This is a genomic window from Aphanothece microscopica RSMan92, from assembly GCF_046613545.2.
Lineage (GTDB): Bacteria > Cyanobacteriota > Cyanobacteriia > PCC-6307 > Cyanobiaceae > NIES-981.
The window spans coordinates 1-25,387 of the sequence record NZ_JBKKKY020000043.1; the positions used below are offsets into that span (position 1 = coordinate 1).

Genomic DNA, 25,387 nt, shown 5'->3' on the forward strand with positions numbered 1-25,387 from the left:
GACAAGCAGGAGAACCGTGATGAGGTGGCTGAGCTGATCTCCTCGCGGGCTTACTTCAACACCCCCGTTGAGGTTCTCAAGCCGGCTCTGAAAGGTCAGTATCAGCTGGGGGCCTCCCTGAAGGCGGAGAATGATCCCCTCAAAGGACCCATCTACTGGAGCAGCCCACGCGGTGTCATCTCCTATCCCTACAAGGGCCTGAGCCTCTGGTTCCTGGTGGAATCCCTGCGCTGGAACATGCACCCAGGCAAGCTCACCAGCATTGATCAGGCCAAGGCGATCGTCGACAAGGTGAACCGGGAGGATCTCTGGCGGCAGGCCGCCCAGGAGCTGGGACTCCCGGCTTCCGAGATTCCCACAGGATCATCGCGCGGCAAGGAAACCTTCTTTGACGGCGTGGTGTTTGATCCCGAGAACCCGCAGGCCTACCTGAACAGCCTGAAGATCAAGCGCTGATCCCGCTGCACTGATCCTGCTGCGCTGAAGCCGCAACCCTGGGTGGCTTCAGCGCCCTTCCTTGCCCCTTGTGATCAGCCAGGTCCCGATCCTCCGTTCACCTCACTACCCCTTCATGACCACCTCTCGTTTGCAGCCTGCCGGTTGGCTGTCGTGGTGGAAGACTCACCGCAAAGTGTGGCTTCCGCCCCTGCTTGGCATCGCTGGATTTCTTCTCTTCTGGCAGCTCAGCGCCAGCCTGGGGCTCACCCGGCTGCCCGGGCCCCTCAGCCTCTGGACCAACGAGCGCACCCGGGAGCTGCTGCTCTACCCCTTCTACGACCGCGGCGGCCTGGACAAGGGTCTGTTCTGGCAGACGGTGGCCAGCCTGGGCCGGGTGGCTCAGGGCTATTCCCTGGCTGCCATCGTGGGCATCGGGGTGGGGATCGCCGTGGGCCTCAATGCCTCCCTGAACCGGGCGCTCGATCCTCTGTTCCAGTTCCTGCGCATGGTGGCTCCGCTGGCGTGGGTGCCGATCGCCCTGGTGCTGTTCCAGAAGAACCAGCCGGCAGCCATCTTCGTGATCTTCATCACAGCTGTCTGGCCGATTCTGATCAACACGGCGGAAGGGGTGCGCCAGATCCCCCAGGACTACAGAAATGTGGCTCTCGTTCTGCAGATCTCGCGCTGGCGTTTCTTCACCAAGATCCTCCTTCCTTCGGCCTTGCCCTACATCTTCACGGGGCTACGCATTTCGATCGGGCTGGCCTGGCTGGCCATCATCGCGGCGGAGATCGTGATGAGCGGCATCGTGGGCATCGGCTTCTTCATCTGGGATGCCTATCAGCAGAACTACGTGAGTGACATCGTGCTGGCCGTGGTGTGGATCGGCGGAGTCGGACTCCTGCTCGATCGTCTGATGGCCTGGTTGCAGAGCCGGATCAGTCCGGGTCAGTGAAGCGGCCAGAGGCCCCTGTGATTTGTTCCTCTTGCACTGCCTTCCGATGACCCCCCCATCCCTTGTTCAGGTTCAGGAACTTGCCAAGACCTTTCCCCTTGCTGCTGGAAACACTTACCTCGCGCTCCAGGGAATCGACCTGGAGATTCGAACGGGTGAATTCATCTCCCTGATCGGCCATTCCGGCTGTGGCAAGAGCACGCTGCTCAACATGCTGGCCGGTCTTGATCACCCCTCCGAGGGGGTGGTGCTGGTGGATGGCGATCGGGTGCAGCGCCCCGGTCCGGACCGCATGGTGGTGTTCCAGAACTATTCGCTGTTGCCGTGGCTCACGGTGAGCGAGAACATCGCCCTCGCCATCGACGAGGTGTACCCCGACCTCAGCCGCCAGCAGCGCCAGGAGCTGGTGGACGAGCACATCGCCATGGTGGGCCTGGGCCCGGCCACCCACAAGCTGCCGCGGGAACTCAGCGGCGGCATGCGCCAGCGGGTGGCGATCGCCCGCGCCCTGGCGATCCGCCCCAAGCTGCTGCTGCTGGATGAACCCTTCGGCGCCCTCGATGCACTCACGCGGGGGAATCTGCAGGAGAAGCTGATGCAGATCTGCAACGACCACGCCCTCACCGCGGTGATGGTGACCCACGACGTGGACGAGGCGGTGCTGCTTTCCGACCGGATCGTGATGCTCACCAACGGCCCCGGTTCCCGGGTGGGCGGCATCCTCGACGTGGACATCCCACGCCCTCGCCGGCGTCTGGAGGTGGTGCACCACCCGAGCTACTACAGCCTGCGCTCGGAGATCATCTATTTCCTCAACCGCCAGAAGCGGGTGAAGCAGTGGCAGGCCAAGCCGCACCAGGTGGTGGCCCGCCACGGGCTCGAGAAGGTGAATCTGGATCTGGGCTTCATCCCGCTGGCGGCCTGTGCACCGCTGGCGGTGGCGGAGGCCAAGGGCTTCTTCGCCAAGCACGGCCTTGACGAAGTGACTCTCGTGCGCGAGACGAGCTGGCGCGGCGTGACCGACGGCCTGCTGGATCGCACCCTCGATGCGGCCCTGATGCCCTCGGGCATGCCCACCTGGATGACCGGGGGCGGGCACGGCGGCGATCCCACGCCGATCGTGTCGGCCCTCACCCTCAGCCGCAACGGCAACGGCATCACCCTGGCGTCGCGCCTGGCGGAGCAGGGGGTGAGCACGGTGGCCGACTACCGCGACTACCTGCTGCGCACGAACCGGGAGCCCCACACCATGGGGATCGTGCATCCGGCCTCGATGCACAACCTGCTGCTGCGCTACTGGCTCGCCGCCCACGCGATCGATCCCGACCGCGATGTGTACCTGCAGACCCTGCCACCGGCCCAGATGCTGGCCGACCTCAAGGACGGCTCCATCGACGGCTACTGCGTGGGGGAGCCGTGGAACGTGCGGGCGGCCCAGGAAGGCCACGGCTTCCCGATCGTGGGGGACCTGGAGATCTGGTCGGGCCATCCCGGCAAGGTGCTCGGTGTCCGCGAGGACTGGGCCCTGGCCTACCCCAACACCCACATCGCCCTCACCAAGGCGCTGCTGGAGGCTTGCCGCTACTGCGCCGACCCGACCCACTGGCACGAGCTGAGCCTGCTGCTGAGCGACCGGCGCTACCTGGGGATGAAGCCCGAGCTGATCCGCTTCGGTGCCGCTGGCGGCAACGGGGAGGAGAGCAGCTTCACGCCGCACACGCTCTTCTTCGGCGCCGGCGTCAACCGGCCCAGCCGCAGCGAACACCTCTGGATCCTCACGCAGCTAGCCCGCTGGCGGGAGATTCCCTTCCCCCGCAACTACGTGGAAGTGCTGGAGCGGGTGTGCGCCGTGAGCGTCTACAGCACCGCCGCCCGGGAGCTGGGCCTGGAGGACGTGAGTTACCAGCGCGGCGTGATCGAACTCTTCGATGGGGTTCCCTTCGAAGCCGACGATCCGATCGGCTACCTCAACCGGCTGCGGATCCACGACGACTACAGCGTGGCCGAGATCCCGATCGGCTTCCCGCGTCCGATGGCCTCCTGACGCGGCCGAACCTCACGCCTGCCCCCCTCTGTGCGCCTTGTGCGCCCTGTCCCCTGGCCCGGCTCCGCGCCCGCCCCCATCCACCCCACCCACTGCCATGATCACCACTCCGATCGGCCAGCCTGCCGCCGGCTCAGCCGCGGCACGCCCCCTGCTCTGCTTCGAGGCGCTCGGCAAGACCTACCTCACGCCCCGCGGTGCTTACCCGGTGCTGGAGAACATCAACCTCAGCATCGAGGCGGGTGAATTCGTCTGCGTGATCGGCCACTCCGGCTGCGGCAAGAGCACCTTGCTGAACATGGTGTCAGGCTTCGCCACCCCGTCCACCGGGCAGGTGCTGCTCAAGGGGGCCCCGATCGTGAAGCCCGGCCCCGACCGCATGGTGGTGTTCCAGGGCTATGCCCTGCTGCCCTGGCTCACCGCCTACGAGAACGTGCACCTGGCCGTGGATTCGGTGCACCCGAAGCTGCCGGAACGGCAGAAACGGAAGATCGCCATGGAGCACCTGGAGCTGGTGGGCCTGGCGGCGGCTGCCCAGAAGACGATCGGGCAGATCTCTGGTGGGATGAAGCAGCGGGTGGCGATCGCCCGGGCCCTGGCGATCCGACCGGAGGTGCTGATCCTCGATGAGCCCTTCGGAGCCCTCGATGCCATCACCAAGGAGGAGCTTCAGGAGGAGCTGCTGAACATCTGGAACACCCAGAAGTGCACCGTGCTGATGATCACCCACGACATCGATGAGGCCCTGTTCCTGGCCGATCGGCTGGTGATGATGACCAACGGCCCCGCCGCCGGGATCGGCGAGGTGATGACCATCGGGTTCCCCCGTCCCCGCAACCGGGAGGACATCATGGAAGACCCGCGTTACTACGAGCTGCGCAACCACGCGCTCGAGTTCCTCTACTCCCGCTTCGCGCACGACGACGCGGCCTGAGGGGCCCCGGCTTCAGGCCGCCTGGGGTGGGAGATCCTCAGCCGGCAACGCCGGTGGTGGGGCAGAGCTTCTCGCTCAGCCAGGCCACCGGCACCATGGCCAGAGGGGCCAGGCCGCACACCAGCCACTGCTGGCTGCTGAGAGGTTCGGTGTCGAAGAACCCGTTCATCCACTCCGTCTGGCTGAACACCACCTGCAACAGCAGCGCCGTGACGATCCCGCCCAGCAGCAGCGGTACCTGCTGCCACTGCTGCCAGCTGCCCTTGCTCACCTGGCTGATGCTCAGCAGGTACACCACCTGGGCGAGCACCAGGGCCTGAATCGCCATCGTGCGGGCCAGATCCAGATCGGCTCCCTGGCTTTCGGCCCCGAGCACCACCCCGAAGATCAGCACCCAGTAGAACGCCGACACCAGCAGCACCCGACGCACCAGGCCAGCGCTCAGCAGCGGCTGGTGCGGGGAGCGCGGTGGCTGGCTCATCAGCTGCGGGGGCCGCGGTTCGAAGGCCAGCGGCACGGACAGGGTCAGGGCGGACACCATGTTCAGCCACAGCACCTGCAGCGCGGTGACCGGCAGCTCCAGCCCCAGCAGGGCGCCGAGCAGGATGGTCATCGAAGCGCCGCCGTTGACGGGCAGCACGAAGGCCAGCGTCTTGCGCAGGTTGAGGTAGACACCCCGGCCTTCCTCCACGGCCGCCTCGATCGTGGCGAAGTTGTCGTCGGTGAGGAGCATGTCGGCGGCTTCGCGGGCGACCTCGGTGCCGCCCTTGCCCATGGCGATGCCGATGTCGGCCTGCTTGAGCGCCGGCGCGTCGTTGACCCCATCCCCCGTCATCGCCACCACGGCCCCCTCGGCCTGCAGGGCCTTGACCAACGCGAGTTTCTGAAGCGGAGCCATCCGGGCGAACACGTCCGTGTCCCGGGCGAGCTGTCGCAGCTCGGCCTCGCTGCGCCCCTCCAGGTCCCGGCCCTCCACAGCCCGGACCGGGCGGCCGGTGGCCAGCCCCAGCTGGGTGGCGATCGAGCGGGCGGTTTCCAGATGGTCGCCGGTGATCATCTTCACCGTGATGCCCGCCTGCTGGCAGGCCAGCACGGCGGCCTGGGCCTCCGGTCGGGGCGGATCGAGCATGCCCTGCAACCCGAGAAACTCCAGCTGGCCGGCCAGCTGTCCGTGCACCAGCCGCTCCTGTTCGGCCGGTGCGCGGCCGATGGCGAACGCCAGCACCCGTTGACCCTGGCGGGCCATGGCACGGACGGCGGTCTCGATGGCTTCGCGATCCAGCGGTTCACGGCGGCCATCGGCCCCGAGCTGGTGGCTGCAGCGCTCCAGCACGGCTTCCACGGCTCCCTTCATCAGGATCCGCTGATCGCCATGCAGGGTGGCCATGAACTGCTGCTCGGAGGCGAACGGAATCGCGTCCCGTCGCGGATGGTCCTCCAGGGCGGCGCGTCGGTCCAGACCCACCGTCTCGGCGGCGCGCAGCAGGGCTGTCTCGGTGGGATCCCCCACCAGCCCCTCCCGGTGGCTGGCTCGGGCGTCGTTGCAGAGCAGGCCGGCCAGCAGGGTTTCCTGCAGGGCCACGTTCCGGCTGAGGGGATCGGCGACCCCGCTCCTGCCCTCCGTGCCCGGCCAGAGGCGGTCGAGGCTCAGGCGCTCGCCGCCGGCGTAGACCTCCTGCACCGTCATCCGGTTCTGGGTGAGGGTGCCTGTCTTGTCCGAGCAGATCACCGTGGTGCTGCCCAGGGCCTCCACCGCCGGCAGCTTGCGCACGATGGCATTGCGGCGCGCCATGCGGTTGACCCCGATGGCCAGGGTGATCGTGACGATGGCCGGCAGTTCCTCGGGGATGGCTCCCACGGCCAGGGCCACGGCGCCGTCGAACATCTCGGCGGCTTCGCGGCCACGGGCCACGCCCACCAGAAAGGTCAGGCCGGCCAGCACCACCACGAGCTGCAGCAGGGTGCGGGTGAACCCGCGGAATTTCCGGGTCAGGGGCGTGCTCAGGTTCACCTGTTCCGCGAGCGAGCGGGAGATGCGCCCCACCTCGGTGCCGTTTCCGGTGGCGACCACCAGACCGCGCCCCTGGCCCGCGGTCACCAGGCTGCCGGCGTAGGCCATGCCGCTGCGCTCGGCGACCGCTGACGGGGATGGCACTGGCGCGGTGCCCTTCGGCACCGGCAGGGATTCGCCGGTGAGGGCCGATTCGTCGACCTGCAGGCTGCGCGCCTCGAGCAGGCGCAGATCGGCCGGCACCTTGTCTCCGGCATCCAGCAGCACCACATCGCCGGGGACCAGCTCCTCCGAGTCGAGCCGCTGGCGGAGGCCATCACGGACCACCTCCACCTCCGTGCGCACCGCCAGCGCCAGGGCGGCGATGGCGGTTTCCGCCCGGTGCTCCTGGATGTAGCCGATCACCGCATTGATCAGGGTGACACTCCAGATCACCCAGGCCTCGCCGGGTTCTCCCAGCAGCAGCTTCACGGTTCCCACCCCCAGCAGGGTGTAGAGCAGCGGATCGTTGAACTGGCCGAGGAAGCGCCGCCAGGCCGGCTGGGCTTCCCGGTGCTCGAACCGGTTGGCCCCCCACGCCTCCAGGCGCCGCTCGGCTTCCCCGCCGGGGAGTCCCTGCCCAGGGTCACTCTCCAGGGCTTTGAGCAGGTCGACCGCCGGCGTGGCGTGGGCCTGGCCGAGCAGGGCGGTTGGTGCGGCAGGCACGCCAGGCATGGCCCCATCATGACGTTGCGATGCCGTTCCGTGGCGCCGAGCGATGACGACCTCCCTGGTGATGCTGGGCGACAGCCTGGTGGATACGGGCAACCTCGACGAGCTGGCCCGGCTGGTGGGTCAGGATCCCTTCGAGGAGCGGATCTATGACCGCGGCGGCAACGTCAAGGCCTCCGACGGCCCGGTGTTCGCCGAGCAGATCGCCCGCCGGCTCGGTGCCCGTCTGAACTCCATCGAGCGGGTGAACCTGCTCGATCTGCCGGCCAGGCTGATCTTCGGCAGCGGCGGCCCGGCACCCCAGCTCCTCAACTACGCCTATGCCGGAGCCACATCGGGTCTGGCGGGCTCCCGTCGCGCCGGACTGGCCCCCTTCCCGCTCGGTCTGCTGTCCCAGGCCCGGCTCGCCAGCTCCACGCTGCCGGCCCGGGACGATCTGGATGCGCTGATCATCGCCGGCAGCAATGACCTCACGGATCTGGCGCACCGCCCGAGGGCCCTGCTGAAGGTCCTCAGGAGCCCCGGTCAACGGGACAACCGCCGCCTGCGCGACCGCACAGCCCGGCGGATCGCGGCCAACGTGCGGCGATCGGTCGACACGATCACCGGTCAGGTGGATGAGACCCTGATCGTGGGCCTCGCCCCTCTGAGTGCAACGCCTTACCTGCAGCGGGTGGCCTCCCGCTTCTCACCCTCCCTCGAGGAGGCGTTCCTGCGCTTCATCGACAGCACCGCCCGCCGGGTGAACCGCAGGCTGGAACGCCGTTTCAATGCGCCCGGCCGTGACGATGACGTGCTCGTGGTGGATGGGTTCAAGGCCTGGCAGAGCGTGGCCGCCCCCCGCTTCCTCGACGATGTCCACCCCACATCCCGAACCAGCGGAAGACTGGCGGATTTCGTGGTTCGCGGGATTGCCGGCTCCTCCGATCTGAGCAGCTACGGCTTCGCGACCTGAGCGGGCTTGCTGTCGGTTGAAGCGTCGGTTCAAGAGTCGGCTGAAGCGTCGCTTGAAGACGCCGGATCGGCAGCGCTCGCCTCAGCCTGGTGCAGCACGCGCTGCGGGAAGGGGATGGAGATTCCCTCCCGGCGGAAGTTCTGCCATACCGCCGTGCTCACGGCGCTGCTGATCGAGATGTTGGTCATCGGATCGGTGATCCAGAAGCGGAGGGCGTACTCGATCGCCGAGTCGCCATAGCCCAGCACCAACCCCTTCGGCGGCGGGCTGCTGAGCACGCCGGAGACCTCGGATGCGGTTTGCTCCAGCAGGCGGATCACCTCCGCCGGATCATGCTGGTAGGCCGCCCCGACGAGCACCTGGCCGCGACGGAGTCGATCGGTGCCGGTGTAGGTGGTCATGGTGGTGGTGAAGAACGTCTGGTTCGGGATCACCAGCTCGGCGTTGTCCCGGTCGCGCCAGAGCACGGCGGCCCGCAGGCCCAGGCGGCGCACCTCACAGGGGTCGCCCTCGACGAACAGAACATCGCCGGGTCGCACCGATCCCTCGAACAGCAGCCACAGCCCGCTGATGAAGTTGGAGAAGACTTCCTTGATCCCGAAGCCCAGTCCCACCGACAGTCCCCCGGCCACCGCCAGGATCGCGGTGCGGTTGAAGCCGATCTGATCGAGGGTCCAGATGATCCCCACCGCCACGACCGAGTACTGCAGCAGCAGCGCCAGGGCGCGACGCCCGCTGTCGCTGATTCCGATCACCCGCTGCGCCAGCTGAGCCAGGGCATGGGTGGGAGGCCCTGAACCCATCAGCAGCAGATACAGCACCAGGGCGGCGAGGAAGACCTGGCCGGCCGTCACTTCGGTGCCGAACCAGGAACCCAGGGAGATCAGCGCCAGATTCCGGGGTGCATCCACCTCCCTGATCATCAGGCCAAAGGCGATCAGCAGATACAGCGGCCGCAGCAGGCCGATATCGAGTTGCTGAAGTTGCTGGGCAGGCATGGTGTGGTGCAGCCGGCGCCGCAGCATTCCGAGCCCGAACCAGCCGGCGGAGAGCAGCAGGATCACGACCAGCAGCCGGTGGGGCCGGGCCAGGAGCGCCAGCAGCAGGGCGAACAGGGCCAGGCTTCCCAGCAGGGCCTGACGACGCAGTCGCAGGCCGTGCGGTGCCCCCCCCAGCCGGCGGCCGAGCCAGTAGTAGACGATGACAGTCAGCACCGCCCCCGCCAACTGCAGCAGCACATCGGGGCGCTCCAGGTACCCCACCCACCCCGCGCTCTCGAGCAGCAGTTCATTCATGGGGCTTCTGGCGGAGGATCTTGATCAGGGCGTCGGTGGCGCTGGCGCTGTCCAGTTCGCCGTAGCGGAACTGCGTGAGGATCTTGTTCAGCGCGTTCTTCTCTGTCCTCAGGGCGATCAGCTCTTCGGTGAGGTTCTGGGCCTCGCTGGCCTGGCGCTGGGCGGCCAGCAGGGCCGCCAGGTTGGCGGAACTGGCCACCGGCAGCGTCGCCCCCCGGCTCACCGGCAGCAGCCCCTGGGTCTGGATCGTGAAGGCACGTTGCACCGGAGGGTTCAGGGTGAAGCGCGCCAGGGCCTTGGCGACGTTCCGTTGCCGGGGGCTGGAATTGCGGCCGAACGTCCACATCCGCACGGTGGAGATCGGGCTGGCGGCCCCGCCCGGGCCTGAGGGAAGCGGCGCCAGTGCCAGATGGCTTCCCAGCTCCTTGCGCAGCAGCGAGGCATCCTGACTGCGGCAGTGGATCCAGTCGAAGCGCCCCGTCCGCAGGCCCTCCACCAGTTCCCCCTGGGACCCCGCGAAGCTGATCCGCTGCTGCAGATCGGCGTTGCGCAGCCAGCCCAGCCAGTTCTGGATGGCCTGGATTCGTTCGGGGGTGGCTGCGGCCCCCCGTCTCACCTGGGCAATGCTCTCGAGAGCCCCCAGGCTTCCCATCGTCCAGGCCAGGTTGCCCAGATCCAGGGTGAGGCCGATGCTCTGACCGCGGCTGCTGGCCTCCATCAGGGCGCTCAGCGTTTCCGGCGCCTGGGCCATGCGACGCCGATCGAAGCAGGCGAGCTGCGGTTCCTGGCCCACCGGCAGACCGAACCACTGGTGCGGCGCCGACCTCACGTACGGGATCAGTTCCGTCCGCACCAGCTCACTGGAGGGGTTCGGCACCGCAATCGCGGTCACCAGCTGGTTCTGGTGGAGGGTCTCGGCCGTGAGGCCATCCACCAGCATCAGGTCAGGACCCAGGCCGCTGTGGGTGCGCCGGCGGATCTCTTCGACGAACCGGTCGCGGTCGAAGACCAGCACCTCCAGGTGCACACCTGGGCGCACCTCACGAAAGGAGCGCTGCAGGTGGGAGAACCGCTCGCGGAGCTGCTTCTGCCGCTCCAGCTCGGAGGCCAGGTCAGGCGCCCTTTCGACCCCGATGGCGACGTACACGATGGTGTGGAGCCCGCCCTCCAGCCGGCCGTTGCCGGGGGTGCAGCCCGCCAGCGCACTCAGCAGCAGCAGGCCGGTGGTTGCGGCCAGGGTGGCTCCGGCCCGCCCTGGACGGTGCCTCCGGCTGGTGGTGGAGGGGGAGGCTTGGCGGGGCGGGTGCGGGATGGCCACCGGTGGGCCTCAGTCTTCCGGGTAGAGCAGAGCGGCCAACTCCTCGGCATCGACGTCATAGACGCGGGCCAGGGTGGTCTCGATCGCGCTGGTCACCACGTCGGGAAGGAAGCGCATGGCGTTGATGGCGTCGTCGGCGATCTCCTCGGTGAGCATCGGCTCCCCGCCCAGCTTCTCGTCGTTGATCACAGCCATCACCCAGCTCTGATAGGCGGTGACCAGATCGGCGAACTCGAGCTCCGGGTCGTTCAGGTCCAGGGCCATCCGGCGTCTCCAGGGACGTTGCCCCTGCAGTTTGCCCACTGGCGAGGATGGCTGCGCAGATGCCGGCGCGCTCCGTGACCGATCCGACCGCTGTTTCCAGGCCTGAAGCTGCTGCCGTGCCTGAGGCCTCGCGCCTGCAGGCCACGTTGTTCGATTTCGCCATCACCGAGCTGGTGCGCCAGCACCGCGACAGTTTTCAGCCCGCCTGGAGCGCCGAGGGCTGGGCGAAGCTGCTGATCTGGCTGGCGCTCAACTGCGGCTGCTCCGGCGACCAGGCCAGCCTCGAGGCCTTCGCCACGGCCCTGGGTCCCGCTCTGCGGACCCGGTTGCGGCGGGTGTATTTCGAACGGGAGCTGACCGCCCTGGATCTCCGGCTGATGGCCGATCCGGCCGAGCCCCAGGCCCTGGTGCTGCCGCTGGCGCCGGCTGGTGAGCCCCTCACCCTGGAGCGTGCCGCCGCCGCACTGGAGCAGGTGGGCCTGGCGGCGAGGCTGGATCCCGACACCGCCCGCTGGCGCTGCTTCGAGGCGGCGGTGGCGATTCCCTGGGCCCAGCCCCCAGCGCCCCCTGCCGCCGCGCCCCCTGCCGCAACCGCCCAGCCATGAACCTGATCGCCAGCTACCGCAACGCCGGCTACGAGGCCGTGGCCGATGCGGTGATCGCCTTCTTCGACCGTCGCCCCGATCTGCAGCGGCCCGGGGTGGCCTTCGGACCCGAAGCCGGGCCAGGGGCCGCGCCGGACCAGGCGCCCGCCATGGCGCCCGCCAAGGTCTCCACCGACATCAGCCTGGTGGCGATCGACCGCAGCGATCCGGAGGCCTTCGCCCTGGCGGAGGTGATCCTGCGCGGGGTGAACGCCGGGCTGGCCCACTACCTCCGGGAGCGGCCCCTGCTGGGCTCCTGCTGCCCCGAGCAGAGCCTGTTCGTGAACCCGATCTTCAACCTGCAGCGCTATGCGCCCGGCGAGGGATTCCACGCCTGGCACTGCGACTGGACCCTCAGCGACGAGGCCACCGAACCGCAGGCCCGGGTGCTGGCCTGGATCCTCTATGCCAACTCCCTGCCGGAGGGCGGCACCGAGTTCCACTGGCAGGGCCACCACGAGGAGGCCGAGCGGGGCAAGCTGCTGATCTTCCCGGCGGGGGTGTCGCACATCCACCGCGGCCGGGTGAGCCAGTCGCACACCAAGACCATCGCCACCGGCTGGATCAACGCCGGCCGGCTGGAGGACTATCTGCGGCGGCTGGCGGCGGGCTGAGGCCTCAGCCCAGCCTCAGCGGTCGGGGGGGAAACTGTTCGTCCGCGGTCACGCCGAGCCGGATCGGCCGCGGCTGTCCCCGCTCCGGAAGCGTCACCTCCACCCACACCCGCTCAGGGCGGGGGCGACGGGAGGGATCGGGCCCCGTCGGCGGAATGAAGAAGGCCACGGGTTGCTGAAGTTCCACCCATCCGGCCGGTGTGGAGCTCCGGACGCGCAGGGCTCCAGGCGTCCCCCGGGGCACGGCCTGGGCCAGCACCTCGCCGCCGCGGCTGTGAAGACTCACCCAGCCCCGGCTGCCGCCAAGGCCGGAGCTGTCCGCCTCGGCAGGCTGCCCATCCAGCCGCAGCCGCAGTCGCAGGCTCACATACCGCCCCCGGATCGGGAGGTACGGGTCCACAGGCTGGGTGCGGGCCCAGCCACGCGGCCGCAGGGCCCTGTCCGTCAGCAGCTGGGCCCCCAGACTCAGCAGGAGGCAGGCCTGCAGCAGCCCCAGGATCAGCCCACGGCGCCCGCTTCCCTGAACCTTCATGGCTGTGGCTTCCCCTGCATGGAAGCCAGCAGGCGCCGCCGCCACACCTCCAGCCCCCATCCCCCTCCCAGGAACAGCACCCCCAGGCCAACCAGGCTGGCCGAACGTTCCAGGTTGCCCATCACGTTCGACACGTAGAAGCCCAGCACCGTGCTGGCGATGAAGGCAGCGCCGAAGTTGATCCTCTCGGTGCGTCTCTCCACCACCCCCCAGCCGACGAGCAGCAGCCCGCCGGCGATCCACCAGGGGTAATGGATCAGAGGCACGGCCCACCGGGTTGTGGCGAACGTGATGGCGAGCCCGGCCAGCACCCATCCCACCGCCACGGCCAGGTGCCAGATGCTTCGCCCCCGCCACCGCCAGGCCGCGAGCAGCGGCAGCAGCAGCGCGCCTGACCAGCCCAGCAGCAGCAGCAGCGCGTCGGGCCCGGGGCCTGCCTGCAGCTGCGTCGGTGTGATCAGGGTCACTTCCCAGAACACCGCCGATCCAGGCAGGGCCAGACCACCGACCCACACCAGCACCCGGCGGGGCGGCGAACAGGGTCCGGGACCCTGAGCAGCCCCCAGGTAGGCAAGGCTCGTGAGCACCAGCCCCGCGGCCATGGGCAGCAGCGCAGAGCGTGGCAGGGTGCCCATGACCTGCTCGCATCGGAGCAGCCATTCGCCCGCCAGCCAGGCCGGGGCCAGCAGGGCGAGCAGGGCCAGCTGAGGCCACTGACGCAGCAGCCACCATCCCAGCCCGGCCCCCAGTCCCCACAGCAGGAGTCCGAGCGGCCAACGCGCCTCGAGATGGAAGATCTGGCCGGTCAGAAAGATGCCAGCTCCGAGGGCCACGCTGCCCACACCGTGGAGTGCCACGGCAAGGGCGGGCAGGAGGGTGCCAAGCCCGGCGCCGAGTCCATGCAGGACCAGCAGGAGTGCCAGCAGCAGGCTGAACTGCTGTCCGGGGGACAGCGCCTCCCAATGGGTGGAGACCAGCAGCAGCACCCCCGCCGCCAGCAGGACCCCGCCCAGGGAGACCGCCACAAGGGTGGGGATCCTCAGCGACGGGGCGGAGGGCCCGAGGTTCCGGGCTTCCCAGGAGCGGATTCGCTCAGCCGTCGCGCCATCGATCAGCCCCGCCGCCTGCCAACGCTCCAGTTGCTGGCTCAGGGACATGGCCATGACCCATTCCGGGACCCACACCAGACCGTAGCGAGGGCTTTCCGCCTCCACCTCAGCCCCGCCGGATGCCCCGTTCGAGGCATGTGTCCTTTGTTCAAGGCCGGATGCCCCTCCAAACGGCGCTGCATACGTTGCAGTCAGCCCCTGACCCTGTGGCGATGCCACTGAACGAATACCGCTCCGGAGCGGCCTTCCCCGGCGTGATCGGCCGCACCGCCGACGTGTCGACCCCGGCCTGGCCGGAGCCGAACCGCGCCCCCGAGGGCAGCCCCAACGTGCTGTTCATCGTGCTCGACGACCTGGGCTTCGGCCAGCTCGGCTGCTACGGCAGCCCCATCGCCACGCCGAACATCGATGCCCTGGCGGCCGACGGGCTGCGCTTCAGCAACATGCACACCACGGCGCTGTGCTCGCCGTCGCGCTCCTGCATGCTCACGGGGCGCAATCACCACTCCAACGGCCTGGCCTGCATCACCGAAGGCTCGATGGGGTACCCCGGCTCCAACGGCTACATCCCCTTCGAGAATGGGTTCCTCTCGGAGATGCTGCTGCAGAAGGGTTACAACACCTATGCGGTCGGCAAGTGGCACCTCACGCCGGCCGAGGCCACCTCGGCGGCGGGGCCCTACGACCGCTGGCCCCTGGGCCGGGGCTTCGAGCGCTTCTACGGCTTCCTGGGGGGCGACACCCATCAGTACTACCCGGAACTGGTGCGCGACAACACCCAGGTGGAGCCCCCCGCCACCCCTGAACAGGGCTACCACCTCACGCCGGATCTGGTGACGCAGGCCAAGGCGATGATCGCCGACGCCAAGCAGGTGGCCCCCAACAAGCCCTTCTTCCTCTACTTCGCCACGGGCGCCATGCACGCGCCGCACCATGTGCCGAAGGAGTGGGCTGACAAGTACAAAGGGCAGTTCGATGGTGGCTGGGACGCCTATCGCGAGCAGGCGTTCGCCCGCCAGAAGGAGCTGGGCATCATTCCCGGGAACACGGTGCTCTCCCGCCACGATCCCGACGTGCCCGACTGGGAGACCCTTTCGCCCGAGGAACGGCGGCTTTACGCCCGCATGATGGAGGTGTATGCCGGCTTCCTGGAGCACACCGACCACCATATCGGCGAGCTGATCGGTTTCCTGAAGGACCTGGGGGAATACGACAACACCCTGATCATGCTGATCTCCGACAACGGCGCCAGCTCCGAGGGTGGGCCCACGGGTTCGGTGAATGAAGGCAAGTTCTTCAACAATGTTCCCGATAATCTTGAGCAGAATCTGGCGGCCATCGATGACATCGGCGGCCCGAAGTATTTCAATCACTACCCCTGGGGCTGGACCCACGCCGGCAACACGCCCTTCCGCCGCTGGAAGCGCGAAACCTACCGGGGCGGCACCAGTGATCCGTTCATCGTGTGCTGGCCGAAGGGCATCGCCGCCCGGGGCGAGATCCGCAGCCAGTACTGCCATGCCATCGACATGGTGCCCACCGTGCTGGAGGCCCTCAGCATCGAGGCGCCGGCTTCCATCAAGGGGGTGACCCAGAGCCCGATCGAGGGATTCAGCCTGTTCGATTGCTTCAACGACGCCGACGCGCCCAGCCTGCACCGCACCCAGTATTTCGAGATGTTCGGGCACCGCTCCCTCTATCACGAGGGCTGGCGGGCGGTGTGTCCCTGGCCCGGCACCTCGTTCACCGAATCGGGGCGGCGCTTCGGGGATCCGATCAGCTACGACCAGCTGATCCAGTTGGATGCCCACGGCTGGGAGCTCTACAACCTCGAGGCGGATTTCGCCGAAACCCAGGATCTCGCCGCCGCCGAACGGGAGCGGCTGATCGCCATGATCGGCATGTGGTATGTGGAGGCCGGCCGCTACAACGTGCTGCCGATCGACAGCCGCGGCACCCAGCGCTTTGCGATCGAACGGCCCCAGATCGCCGTGGATCGCGAGCGCTACATCTATTACCCCGGCACCCAGGTGGTGCCCGGAAATGCGGCGCCGCGCCTGTTGAACCGGCCCCACGCGATCTCGGTGGAAGCCGTGGTGCCCGAGGGTGGCGCCGACGGCGTGCTGTTCAGCATGGGCGGCAATGACGGTGGCTTCGCGTTCTACGTGCAGAACGGCACGCTCACCTACGGCTACAACTACGTGGCTGACAGCTACTTCAAGGTGGTCGCCACCACGTCCATGCCGAGTGGCCATCACATTTTCAGCGTGGAGTTCACCCCTACTGGCCCTGTCGACATTGCCAACGGCCGGGGCACGCCGGCCCACATCACGCTCCTGGTGGACGGCGAGGCCGTGGGTCAGGGTGACCTGCCGGTGACGATCCCGCTGCAGCTTGGCCTGGCGGCTGGTGTGGCGGTGGGGGCCGATCCGGGTTCCCCCACCATGCCGGATTATCAGCCGCCCTTCGCCTACGCCGGTGAGGTGAAGCGGGCCCTGGTGGATGTGTCCGGTGAACCGCTCGAGAACCTGGAGGAGCGGATGCGGATGATCCTGGCGCGCCAGTGAGGCAGCCTCCCGATCCAGCGCCCCATCCGGCCTCCCGGGGCTGCGACCACCCGCATTGCGAACTGCAGCAGAGCGTTGTCAGGGCAGGCGGGGCTGGCCAGCTTGAAGTGTCGCTTTGGTTCTGCTCCGGTGCCTGACGCCTATCCCCTCGTCGTTGAGGTGATCGTTCCCTTCCTGTTCAAGCTTGCCGGGGCGATCGCCCTCTGGATCGTGGGCGGCTGGCTGATCCAGCTCAGCCTGCGCCTGCTGCGCCGCGCCCTCAACCGCGGCAGCCTCGACGCGATGGTGATCGGCTACCTGGTCAACATCCTCGGAGCCCTGCTCCGGGTGGTGCTGGTGGTGGCGATCCTGGGCTTCTTCGGCATCCAGACCGCCAGCTTCGCCGCCCTCCTGGCCGGTGCCGGCGTGGCGATCGGTGCCGCCTGGAGCGGGCTGCTGGGCAACTTCGCCGCCGGGGTGTTTCTGCAGATCTTCCGGCCGATCAGCGTGGGGGACTACATCGAAGGTGGCGGCGTCGAAGGCACCGTGGAGGAGGTGGGCATGTTCGTGACCTCCATCACTTCGCCGGCCAACGTGCGCCACATCGTGGCCAATAACAAGCTCTTCGGCGACAACATCGTGAACTACTCGGTGCATCCCTACCGCCGGGTGGAACTGGTGGCCCAGCTCGACAACTCCGCCGACGTGGGCCGCGCCATCGCCCTGCTCAAGGAGGGGCTTCAGGCGGTGCCCAACCAGTACCCCGACAAGCCCGCCGATGTGGAGGTTCTGGAGTTCACCGAGCGGGGCCCGAAGCTGGCGGTGCGCCCCTACACCCACACCAGCCACTACTGGCAGGTGTACTTCGACACCAACCGGGTGATCAGCGACGTGCTCGGCAAGGCCGGCTTCCCGGTGCCCCGCATCCCCGTGGCGATGCAGAGTTCGGCGGCCTGAGGCGGCGTCACGTTTTGCGAGCATGGGCAGCCGCTCTGCCAGCCCCCTGTGACCGAGGCCCTGCCCAAGACCTACGACCCGGCGGGCACCGAGGCCCGCTGGCAGGCGGCCTGGGAGCAGGCCGGCGCCTTCCACCCGGATCCGCAGGCGCCCGGTGAGCCCTTCTCGGTGGTGATCCCGCCGCCGAACGTGACCGGCAGCCTGCACATGGGCCACGGTTTCGAGACGGCCCTGATCGACACGATCGTGCGCTTCCAGCGCCTGCGCGGCCGCAACGTGCTGTGTCTGCCCGGCACGGATCACGCCTCGATCGCGGTGCAGACGATCCTCGAGAAGCAGATCCATGCGGAGGGTGGCAGCAGGGACGACCTGGGCCGTGACGCCTTCCTGGAGCGGGCCTGGAGCTGGAAGGCCGAGAGCGGCGGCACGATCGTGGGCCAGCTGCGGCGCCTGGGCTACTCGGTGGACTGGCAGCGGGAGCGCTTCACCCTCGACCCCGGCCTGAGCGCCGCGGTGGCCGAGGCCTTCGTGCGCCTGCACGAGCAGGGGCTGATCTACCGGGGGGAATACCTGGTGAACTGGTGCCCCGCCTCGGGCTCGGCGGTGAGCGATCTGGAGGTGGAGACCAAGGAGGTGGACGGCCACCTCTGGCACTTCCGCTATCCGCTCAGCGGTGAGCCCGGCGCCGATGGCACCGACCATCTGGTGGTGGCCACCACCCGGCCCGAAACGCTGCTGGGTGACACCGGCGTCGCGGTGCACCCGGGCGACCCCCGCTATGCCGCCCTGGTGGGGCGCAGCCTCACCCTGCCGCTGGTGGGCCGCCAGATCCCGATCGTGGCCGATGGGCACGTGGATCCGGCCTTCGGCACGGGGTGCGTGAAGGTGACCCCCGCCCACGACCCCAACGACTTCGCCATCGGCGCCCGCCATGGCCTGCCGCTGATCACCGTGATGGCCAAGGACGGCACGATGAACGCCGCCGCCGGTCGCTTCGAGGGGCTGGATCGCTTCGAGGCCCGCCAGGCCGTGGTGGCGGCCATGGAGGCCGAAGGCTTCCTGGTGAAGGTGGAGCCCCACCGCCACAGCGTGCCCTTCTCCGATCGGGGCAAGGTGCCGGTGGAGCCGCTGCTCTCCACCCAGTGGTTCGTGCAGGCCGAGCCGCTGGCGGCCCGCTGCCGCGAGGCGCTTGATCGGGCCGAACCCCGCTTCGTGCCGCAGCGCTGGGAGAAGGTGTACCGCGACTGGCTCACCGACATCCGCGACTGGTGCATCAGCCGCCAGCTCTGGTGGGGCCACCGCATCCCCGCCTGGTTCGTGGTGAGTGAAACCGGCGGCGTGATCACCGACGCCACCCCCTACGTGGTGGCGCGGGATGCCGCCGAAGCCGAGGCGAAGGCCAAGGCGCAGTACGGCGCGGCCAGCCGGGCGGCGGGGCGGGAGCTGCAGTTGGAGCAGGACCCCGACGTGCTCGACACCTGGTTCTCCAGCGGCCTCTGGCCCTTCTCCACCCTGGGCTGGCCGGACGAGACCAGCGCCGATCTGGCCGCCTGGTATCCCACCAGCGTGCTGGTGACCGGCTTCGACATCATCTTCTTCTGGGTGGCGCGGATGACGATGATGGCCGGCGCCTTCACCGGCCAGATGCCCTTCCGGGACGTGTACATCCACGGCCTGGTGCGCGATGAGAACAACCGCAAGATGAGCAAGTCAGCGGGCAACGGCATCGATCCGCTGCCGCTGATCGAGCGCTACGGCGCCGATGCCCTGCGCTTCGCCCTGGTGCGGGAGGTGGCCGGCGCCGGGCAGGACATCCGCCTCGACTACGACCGTGCCAGCGGCAGCTCCGGCACGGTGGAGACGGCGCGCAACTTCGCCAACAAGCTCTGGAATGCCACCCGTTTCGCCCTGATGAACCTGGGGGGCGAAACGCCCGCCAGCCTGGGTGGGCCGCTGGCAGCCGAACTGGAGAGCGAGGACCGCTGGATCCTCTCCCGCCTGGCCCGCACGGCGGAGCAGGCGGCGGAGCTCTACGGCAGCTACCGGCTGGGGGAGGCGGCCAAGCTGCTCTATGAGTTCGCCTGGAACGACCTCTGCGATCAGTACATCGAGTGGGCCAAGCCACGGCTGGCCGGTGAGGAGGCCGGCGTGCGCACGGCGGCGCGGCGGGTGCTGGCCACCAGCCTCGAGGCGCTGCTGGTGATGCTGCACCCGCTGATGCCCCATCTCACCGAGGAGCTCTGGCACGCCGTGACCGGCGCCGAGGCCACACGGTTCCTGGCTCTGCAGGCCTGGCCCCAGCCGGAGGCCGCCTGGCTGGACGAGCGCCACGAGCAGGCCTTCCAGTTCGGCATCGAGGCGGTGCGGGCGCTGCGCAACCTGCGGGCGCTCTCCGGGGTGAAGCCCTCCGAGCGTCTGCCGGTGGGGGTCCACAGCGGCAGCCCCGAGCGCCGGGAGTTTCTGGAGGTGAACCAGGAGAAGATCCTGCGCCTGGTGGGGGGCAGTGCTCTCGGCCTGGAGCCCCAGCCGGCGGCGGGTCAGCTGCTCGGCATCGTCGACAGCGACGCCCAGGTGAGCCTCAGTGTGCCTCGGCAGAGCCTTGAAGCCCTGCGCAGCCGGCTGGAGAAAGACCTGGCCAAGGCCGAGAAGGAGATCAAGGGGCTGGCCGGCCGCCTGGCCAACCCCAACTTCGCCGGCAAGGCGCCGCCTGAGGTGGTGGACGAGTGCCGCGCCAATCTGGCCGAAGCCGAGGCCCAGGCGGCACTGGCCCGCGGGCGGCTGCAGGGGCTGGGCTGAGCTCAGTCCCTCACCAGTAGGCGGGATTCCTGAACGGCTTCACGCAAGTGGGGCGACCGGAAAGGGCGGGCAGCGGCTCCCCCGTGAGGGAACAGCCCAGCCACCCCTGCGGCTGGGAGAGCGGAAATGGCGGCTGGATCGTGTCCGGTGCGATGGGCTGGAACCCCGCCTTGCCGTAGAAGGCAGGGTCGCCATAGGTGACCACCACCGCCACCGCGCGACGCCGGAGCTCACCCAGGCCGCCGAGGATCAGCCGGCTGCCGATGCCCTGGCGCTGCCGATCTGGGTGCACCGCCACGGGGGCAAGCATGTAGGTCAGTGAGGCGTGCGCAAACCGAAGGCGGCTGAAGATCACGCAGCCCACCAGAGCGCCTCCCTGGTGGGCGCCGATGGCCATCACCTCCTGATCGTCGATCAGGCCGGCGAGCGCGGAAGCCAGGTTCCCCACCAGGAGGCCCTCACGCTCGCCTTCGGAGGCGGTGAACGTGAGGGTGAACAGCTCGGCTATCGCGACGCGGCTGCTGGTGTCGAGAGAATCGAACGTGAGGGGCTGGGGTGTGGGGTGTGCCATGGGTCGGCATGGGAAGTTCGCTATTGCAAGTTCGCTGCTAGATGCAAGCTCCATTCCTCTCAACGGAGCAGACGACAATCGCCGCTCCGATACTGCCTGTTCTGGGCCGGTATTTGAGCAGAGCAACACCTGCAGTGTCTGCCGACATGATGAGCCGTAATGAGGTCGATTCATCTCTGCTTGTCACTTCAATCCGGTGGTTCAACAGGTCTTGAGTATCTTGCAGGAGATGGGCTGATGCCAGAGCGTGCGATGCAGGAACGAGCGATGCCACACGACACCTTGGCCGGCCAGAGACGCTCTCATGTGCTGGTCATCGGAGCCGGCTGGGCCGGCTGGGGCGCCGCCAAGGCGCTGTGTGAGGCCGGCGTTGGTGTGACGTTGGTGGATGGGATGGCCGACCCCACCGGAAGCCAACCTGTCACCACCCAGAGCGGCAAACCTTTTGAGGCGGGAACCCGAGGCTTCTGGAAAGACTATCCCAACATCAATGCCCTGACGGAAGAGCTCGAGGTTGGCAGCATCTACACCGACTTCACCACCAGTGCGTTCTGGTCGCCCGATGGCTTGGAGGCCACGGCTCCGGTGTTCGGTGCGTCGCCCCGGTGGCCGAGTCCCCTGGGGCAGGTGCTGGCCACTGTCACCAACTTCAAGCGCCTGCCTGTTCGGGATCGGCTGAGCATTGCAGGGCTTCTCTACGCCATCCTAGATCTCAATCGCAGCGATCGGGTTTTCCAGCACTACGACGACCTCAACGCCCAAGCACTCTTTGTGAGGCTTGGCATCAGCGCTCGCATGATCGATGACTTCCTGCGGCCCACCTTGCTGGTGGGTCTGTTCAAGCCGCCCGAGGAGCTCTCGGCGGCGGTGGCCATGGAGCTGCTTTATTACTACGCCCTGGCCCACCAGGATTCCTTTGATGTTCGCTGGATCCAATCCAGGAGCATCGCCGAGCATCTGTTTCAGCCCCTCAGCCGCAGGCTGCTGGTACGCCATGACCTTCGGGTGATGGGGGGAACCCTGGCCAGGCGGTTGCATGTTTCGGCAGACACCCAAGCCATCCGCTCCATTGAGCTGCAAAGCGTGCGTACAGGCGACATCACGGTGCTGGAGGATGTGGATGCCGTGGTGTTGGCGGTGGGGGCAAAGGGGCTCAAGGCGTTGATGGCCCGATCGCCGCAATGCAGCAAGGCGGCACCCGAGCTGGTTGCCGCGGCGTCGCTGGGTTCGATCGATGTGGTGTCCACCCGGCTGTGGCTGGATCGTTACGTTCCGATTCCCTATCCGGCCAATGTGTTCTCCCGCTTTGAGGCCCTGAAGGGCGCTGGCGGCACCTTCTTCATGCTGGATCAGCTGCAGAAGGATGCGGAGCAGGCGCTCTGGGGTGATGAACCGCCGCAGGGTTCGGTGGTGGCCAGCGACTTCTACAACGCCGCCGGCATTGCGGCGATGACGGACCAGGAGATCATGGATTGTCTGATGCACCAGTTGCTGCCCTTCACGCATCCTGAGTTCCGGAACGCGAAGGTGGTGGATGCCGAAGTGCGCCGCTATCCAGGCTCTGTGTCTCACTTCTCTCCCGGCAGTTTCAGAAAGCGGCCACCCCTGGAAACCTCCATCCCCTCGATCGTCTGCGCTGGCGACTGGGTGCGGATGGGCGACCGGGAGCATGGCGCCAAAGGCCTCTGCCAGGAACGCGCCTATGTGTGTGGCCTGGAAGCAGCGAACTCCCTGATCAGACGCAACCTGGTGAAGGGCTCAGATCCATCGAAGACGCTCCAGCACCCCGTGATCCCTATTCGTGCCGATGAACCGCAGGTTGTTCTGGGTCGTGCCCTCAACAAACTTGTGATGGACCCCATCGAGAGCTTTGGTTTGAAACTGCCGTGGTTTGGCTGACCATGAGTCCCAGATAGCTGTTGTTGTGGACATCTGTAGGGGCGTGGAATCGCCTGATGGCTCCATGATGAGCCGATGGCTACTGTTGTTTCTGACGCCGCCCCTGAGTGGCAGGCAGGGAGGCTGGGGTGCCGAGGCAACCAGTTCTTGGAGGCCTGTCCACTCCAGGGGCCTGTCAGGAAGGATGTGAGGAATGTGGTCAAGGATGTGAGAATAGAGACCATAGCAATACCCAGGTCAGATTTCGGGGGAGATGAACAACACCCAAGCCCTCAGAACCCAAAGACATCTTGTCGAGAAGTACATAGCGGACGGCAAGCACATCGTATATTGCTATCTACGAGCAAAGTCATCAAAGACGTCTAATCAAGGAACCCCATACTACATAGGTATCGCATCGATCGTGGAACGACCGTATATGCGACATGAGTGGAGAGACGGCACTGGTCGCAGACGATTTATACCAGTGCCCAAAGAAGAGGCCCTAATCCGAATTATGGATGTACTTGAGTCTAGAGAAGAAGCGCAGCAGCGCGAGCAGTTCTTCATAGCGTGGTATGGAAGGAGACATATTGAAGAAGGGGGCATACTGCTAAACAGAGGCGCTGGGGGCGAGTCGGGAAGCTATGGAAACAAGGTGCCCAAACGTAGGATTGCAACGTGGAGCTATGTTAAGGATAGCGCCGCAAGGCTTGGTGTCTCACCCCAGGTGTACGTTCATATCCCCAAGTCAGTGAAGGCAGCCTATGCCCAATATCGCCTAAGGTATCCAGACAGAGAAGTTGGAATTATCGAGTTCCAGAAGACGATCTATAAGCCGGACAGCGAGAGCCGACTTCGGACTGGCTGGAAAGTGGTAGGAGCCACTAAGGAAGAGTGGGACAAGCTCTCAATGAGCCAGAAAGAGGTTGCATTTGAACGTCACGAAAGGGGGATGCCCTGGGACATGGACTGCAGGCGCAATCCTAATCCTGAGACAGTAAGGAATCGCCTGCAGAAATCACTTAGAGCTAAACACGAAAAAGGGGCAACAAGTTTAGGCATGCCTGTGGAAATATATGCAGCTCTAACGCCGAATCAGCGCTATGAGATCAAGAAATGGCTAGCTGCCAACCCTGGCGCTACATGGGACCAAAAGCCCAAGGGCAATGAAGCGAGGCCCAAAGGCAGAGCTCACTCGGGTTTGATGACTGCCGCCAACAAATACGGAGTAGAGATCGACCTATATGCGTCACTATCCGATAGCGAAAGACGGAACCTCCACAGAAGATACAATAGAGGGAGAAGGGGTGAGGAGCTGATCAGGCCAATAGTTGACAAGCGGATGTCATGCGAAGACGATATCTGAATAGGTCGTCTTGAACGGCTGGCAGGGAGGGTTTAGCCACGTCTATAACAGAGAACTTCGGAATGAACATGAGTTTAGCTATACGTCATTTTGGGTTCCTGCTCTTCCTAACGCTCAAGATCAGAAGCGGGCAGTATCATACGCATAGACATCATCTACTGCCCCCGTCTTCTGCATCTTGATGTTAGCCTGTTCAGCAGACGTTGGCATTGCCTACTGGTGGCCATAATACGACATAATCGCCTCTGCCAATATCTTGCTTGCAGTACCAACGCCAATAGATTTACCAATTGCCCATGACCCACTGAGGGCTTTTGATGCCATCCTCCCGATCCAGCCACTTGTCCGCTGACCCAGCGAACCATCTGGGGCGATTGCAGGCTCATGGGCAATAGCTTCTCTTAATTCGGCCAAGTCTTCTTCCTGCACCCCCTGTTCCGACAACTTTCTGATTAGATCTTCAACATCTCCCTTGCCTACACACATAGTAAGATCTTGGTTTAAGCTTGATTCAGACACATTTCCAAGGACGCCCTGAAAGTTGTGGATGTTAATGCTGGGTGTCAATGTTGCTTTAGCTTTTTCTTCCTTCGAAAACACAAGGCCATCACCAAGGATTCCTTGACTCTCAAGTTCTAATGACCACTCTAGGATCCTTGTCCTCACCGCATCAATGACCATGCTAGCTTGATTGGGGGAGAGTTTACGAACAGGAGGAAGCTGCCCAAAGTTACCCTGTGATTCAAGCAAGAAGGCTTCTTCTTTATGCGAAAGTGGCACATTAATGTAACTTCCTTCTTTTGCAAGAGTGGTGACCAGCGATTGAAGATTCTCGATCGGATCTCTTAGTTCCACGTTGCACAATGCATCGGTATACCTCTGGTCGCTTATATAGATGGGGATGAGGCCATGAACCGGATTTTCAGCCTGAGCTCAGCTCGCACTCTCCGATAGTCAGGTACATCGACATGACTATCGTATCCATTCAATTCGCGTTCAATCCATTGCCTGAACTCAACAAGGCCAAGCTTTCTTGCGACCAAAAGCGCCTTGCGCAGCAGATCTGAAATGTCATTTACCTTGTCTGTGGCCAGGATCTGTAGCTGCAACACTATTGATTCATTTCCCATATATGAGTTTTGAGGCAGTGGATCTCAAGCTTACACAGGCCTCGCCTGAGCTGGCTAACGCTTGCCATCACCAGGCCGCATGGTGTTCTGCGAAACTGAAGAGCTGAGGGTGGCGGCACTGGTGGATGGCATTGTTATGCGACTACACGTTCTCAGCAAGCTCTATATGACCCATTAATCCTAGAAAGCAGTCTAGCGCCTGCTGTACAAAGATTGACTTATCGGTATAGGGATAGATCAGCACATAGATCCTTAGGAAGGATACAACGACTGCTCGCCTCCGCTCCAGAAATCCATCGATGCCAGTAACATTTGG

20 protein-coding genes and 1 pseudogene are annotated in these 25,387 nt (G+C 66.1%); 12 read left to right on the forward strand and 9 right to left on the reverse strand.

Annotated features, from left to right (window positions below; all coding sequences use genetic code 11):
• The 4 genes and pseudogenes from ACLD7X_RS11585 to ACLD7X_RS11600 all read left to right on the forward strand — a co-directional run.
• Window positions 1-456 (forward strand): annotated as a pseudogene (locus ACLD7X_RS11585) (bicarbonate-binding protein); the annotation flags it as partial.
• 115 nt (window positions 457-571) lie between these two features.
• On the forward strand, window positions 572-1,393 hold the full coding sequence (ntrB, locus tag ACLD7X_RS11590) for a nitrate ABC transporter permease (protein WP_411423788.1): 822 nt from the start codon (window positions 572-574) through the stop codon (window positions 1,391-1,393).
• A 46-nt stretch (window positions 1,394-1,439) separates the two neighbouring features.
• Window positions 1,440-3,437, forward strand: coding sequence for an ABC transporter ATP-binding/substrate-binding protein (locus ACLD7X_RS11595; RefSeq protein ID WP_411423806.1), 1,998 nt, complete (start codon window positions 1,440-1,442; stop codon window positions 3,435-3,437).
• Window positions 3,438-3,534: 97 nt separating this feature from the next.
• Window positions 3,535-4,371, forward strand: coding sequence for a nitrate ABC transporter ATP-binding protein (locus ACLD7X_RS11600; protein ID WP_411423789.1), 837 nt, complete (start codon window positions 3,535-3,537; stop codon window positions 4,369-4,371).
• Between the two features lie 37 nt (window positions 4,372-4,408).
• On the opposite strand, the gene ACLD7X_RS11605 is transcribed toward ACLD7X_RS11600, so the two are convergent.
• Window positions 4,409-7,096: a cation-translocating P-type ATPase gene (locus ACLD7X_RS11605; protein WP_411423790.1), complete on the reverse strand. Its 2,688-nt coding sequence runs from the start codon at window positions 7,094-7,096 to the stop codon at window positions 4,409-4,411.
• A 43-nt stretch (window positions 7,097-7,139) separates the two neighbouring features.
• On the opposite strand from ACLD7X_RS11605, the gene ACLD7X_RS11610 reads away from it, so the two are divergent.
• Window positions 7,140-8,048, forward strand: a complete 909-nt coding sequence (locus ACLD7X_RS11610; protein WP_411423791.1) for an SGNH/GDSL hydrolase family protein — start codon at window positions 7,140-7,142, stop codon at window positions 8,046-8,048.
• A 29-nt stretch (window positions 8,049-8,077) separates the two neighbouring features.
• Here ACLD7X_RS11610 and ACLD7X_RS11615 read toward each other — a convergent pair whose 3' ends face one another.
• Genes ACLD7X_RS11615 through ACLD7X_RS11625 form a run of 3 tightly spaced genes read right to left on the reverse strand, consistent with a single transcriptional unit; the run spans window position 8,078 to window position 10,925 of the window.
• A complete protein-coding gene (locus ACLD7X_RS11615; protein ID WP_411423792.1) occupies window positions 8,078-9,343 on the reverse strand; it encodes a mechanosensitive ion channel family protein in 1,266 nt (421 codons plus the stop codon).
• Complete coding sequence (locus ACLD7X_RS11620; protein ID WP_411423793.1) at window positions 9,336-10,661, reverse strand: extracellular solute-binding protein; 1,326 nt, start codon at window positions 10,659-10,661, stop codon at window positions 9,336-9,338. The genes ACLD7X_RS11615 and ACLD7X_RS11620 overlap by 8 nt, the downstream gene beginning before the upstream one ends.
• Before the next feature lie 9 nt (window positions 10,662-10,670).
• Window positions 10,671-10,925 carry a hypothetical protein gene (locus ACLD7X_RS11625; RefSeq protein ID WP_411423794.1) on the reverse strand — a complete coding sequence of 85 codons (255 nt, stop codon included), beginning with the start codon at window positions 10,923-10,925 and terminating at the stop codon, window positions 10,671-10,673.
• 116 nt (window positions 10,926-11,041) lie between these two features.
• Between ACLD7X_RS11625 and ACLD7X_RS11630 the strand changes: the two genes are divergently transcribed.
• Complete coding sequence (locus tag ACLD7X_RS11630; protein ID WP_412006756.1) at window positions 11,042-11,530, forward strand: hypothetical protein; 489 nt, start codon at window positions 11,042-11,044, stop codon at window positions 11,528-11,530.
• A complete protein-coding gene (locus ACLD7X_RS11635; protein WP_411423796.1) occupies window positions 11,527-12,183 on the forward strand; it encodes a 2OG-Fe(II) oxygenase in 657 nt (218 codons plus the stop codon). Before ACLD7X_RS11630 ends, ACLD7X_RS11635 begins: the two co-directional genes overlap by 4 nt.
• A gap of 4 nt (window positions 12,184-12,187) precedes the next feature.
• Here ACLD7X_RS11635 and ACLD7X_RS11640 read toward each other — a convergent pair whose 3' ends face one another.
• Together ACLD7X_RS11640 and ACLD7X_RS11645 are read right to left on the reverse strand one after the other, a co-directional pair.
• A complete protein-coding gene (locus ACLD7X_RS11640) occupies window positions 12,188-12,715 on the reverse strand; it encodes a hypothetical protein (RefSeq protein WP_411423797.1) in 528 nt (175 codons plus the stop codon).
• Window positions 12,712-13,878, reverse strand: a complete 1,167-nt coding sequence (locus tag ACLD7X_RS11645) for a DUF2157 domain-containing protein (RefSeq protein WP_411423798.1) — start codon at window positions 13,876-13,878, stop codon at window positions 12,712-12,714. Before ACLD7X_RS11645 ends, ACLD7X_RS11640 begins: the two co-directional genes overlap by 4 nt.
• A gap of 158 nt (window positions 13,879-14,036) precedes the next feature.
• Between ACLD7X_RS11645 and ACLD7X_RS11650 the strand changes: the two genes are divergently transcribed.
• From ACLD7X_RS11650 to ACLD7X_RS11660, 3 genes are all read left to right on the forward strand, one after another.
• Entirely contained in the window at window positions 14,037-16,391 is a 2,355-nt protein-coding gene (locus ACLD7X_RS11650) for an arylsulfatase (RefSeq protein ID WP_411423799.1), read from the forward strand.
• A 129-nt stretch (window positions 16,392-16,520) separates the two neighbouring features.
• Window positions 16,521-17,327, forward strand: a complete 807-nt coding sequence (locus ACLD7X_RS11655) for a mechanosensitive ion channel family protein (RefSeq protein WP_412006757.1) — start codon at window positions 16,521-16,523, stop codon at window positions 17,325-17,327.
• Between the two features lie 48 nt (window positions 17,328-17,375).
• On the forward strand, window positions 17,376-20,123 hold the full coding sequence (locus ACLD7X_RS11660) for a valine--tRNA ligase (RefSeq protein ID WP_411423801.1): 2,748 nt from the start codon (window positions 17,376-17,378) through the stop codon (window positions 20,121-20,123).
• Between the two features lie 10 nt (window positions 20,124-20,133).
• Here the strand turns inward: ACLD7X_RS11660 and ACLD7X_RS11665 are convergent, their stop codons facing one another.
• Window positions 20,134-20,694, reverse strand: a complete 561-nt coding sequence (locus ACLD7X_RS11665) for a GNAT family N-acetyltransferase (protein ID WP_411423802.1) — start codon at window positions 20,692-20,694, stop codon at window positions 20,134-20,136.
• Between the two features lie 180 nt (window positions 20,695-20,874).
• Between ACLD7X_RS11665 and ACLD7X_RS11670 the strand changes: the two genes are divergently transcribed.
• Both ACLD7X_RS11670 and ACLD7X_RS11675 read left to right on the forward strand, forming a co-directional pair.
• Window positions 20,875-22,593 (forward strand): hydroxysqualene dehydroxylase, encoded by a 1,719-nt coding sequence (locus tag ACLD7X_RS11670; protein ID WP_412006758.1) that lies wholly within the window; start codon window positions 20,875-20,877, stop codon window positions 22,591-22,593.
• A 253-nt stretch (window positions 22,594-22,846) separates the two neighbouring features.
• On the forward strand, window positions 22,847-23,941 hold the full coding sequence (locus ACLD7X_RS11675; protein ID WP_411423804.1) for a hypothetical protein: 1,095 nt from the start codon (window positions 22,847-22,849) through the stop codon (window positions 23,939-23,941).
• Between the two features lie 213 nt (window positions 23,942-24,154).
• On the opposite strand, the gene ACLD7X_RS11680 is transcribed toward ACLD7X_RS11675, so the two are convergent.
• Complete coding sequence (locus tag ACLD7X_RS11680; protein ID WP_482763988.1) at window positions 24,155-24,844, reverse strand: AbiTii domain-containing protein; 690 nt, start codon at window positions 24,842-24,844, stop codon at window positions 24,155-24,157.
• A complete protein-coding gene (locus tag ACLD7X_RS11685; RefSeq protein ID WP_411423805.1) occupies window positions 24,829-25,071 on the reverse strand; it encodes an AbiTii domain-containing protein in 243 nt (80 codons plus the stop codon). The genes ACLD7X_RS11680 and ACLD7X_RS11685 overlap by 16 nt, the downstream gene beginning before the upstream one ends.
• Window positions 25,072-25,387: the final 316 nt, after the last annotated feature.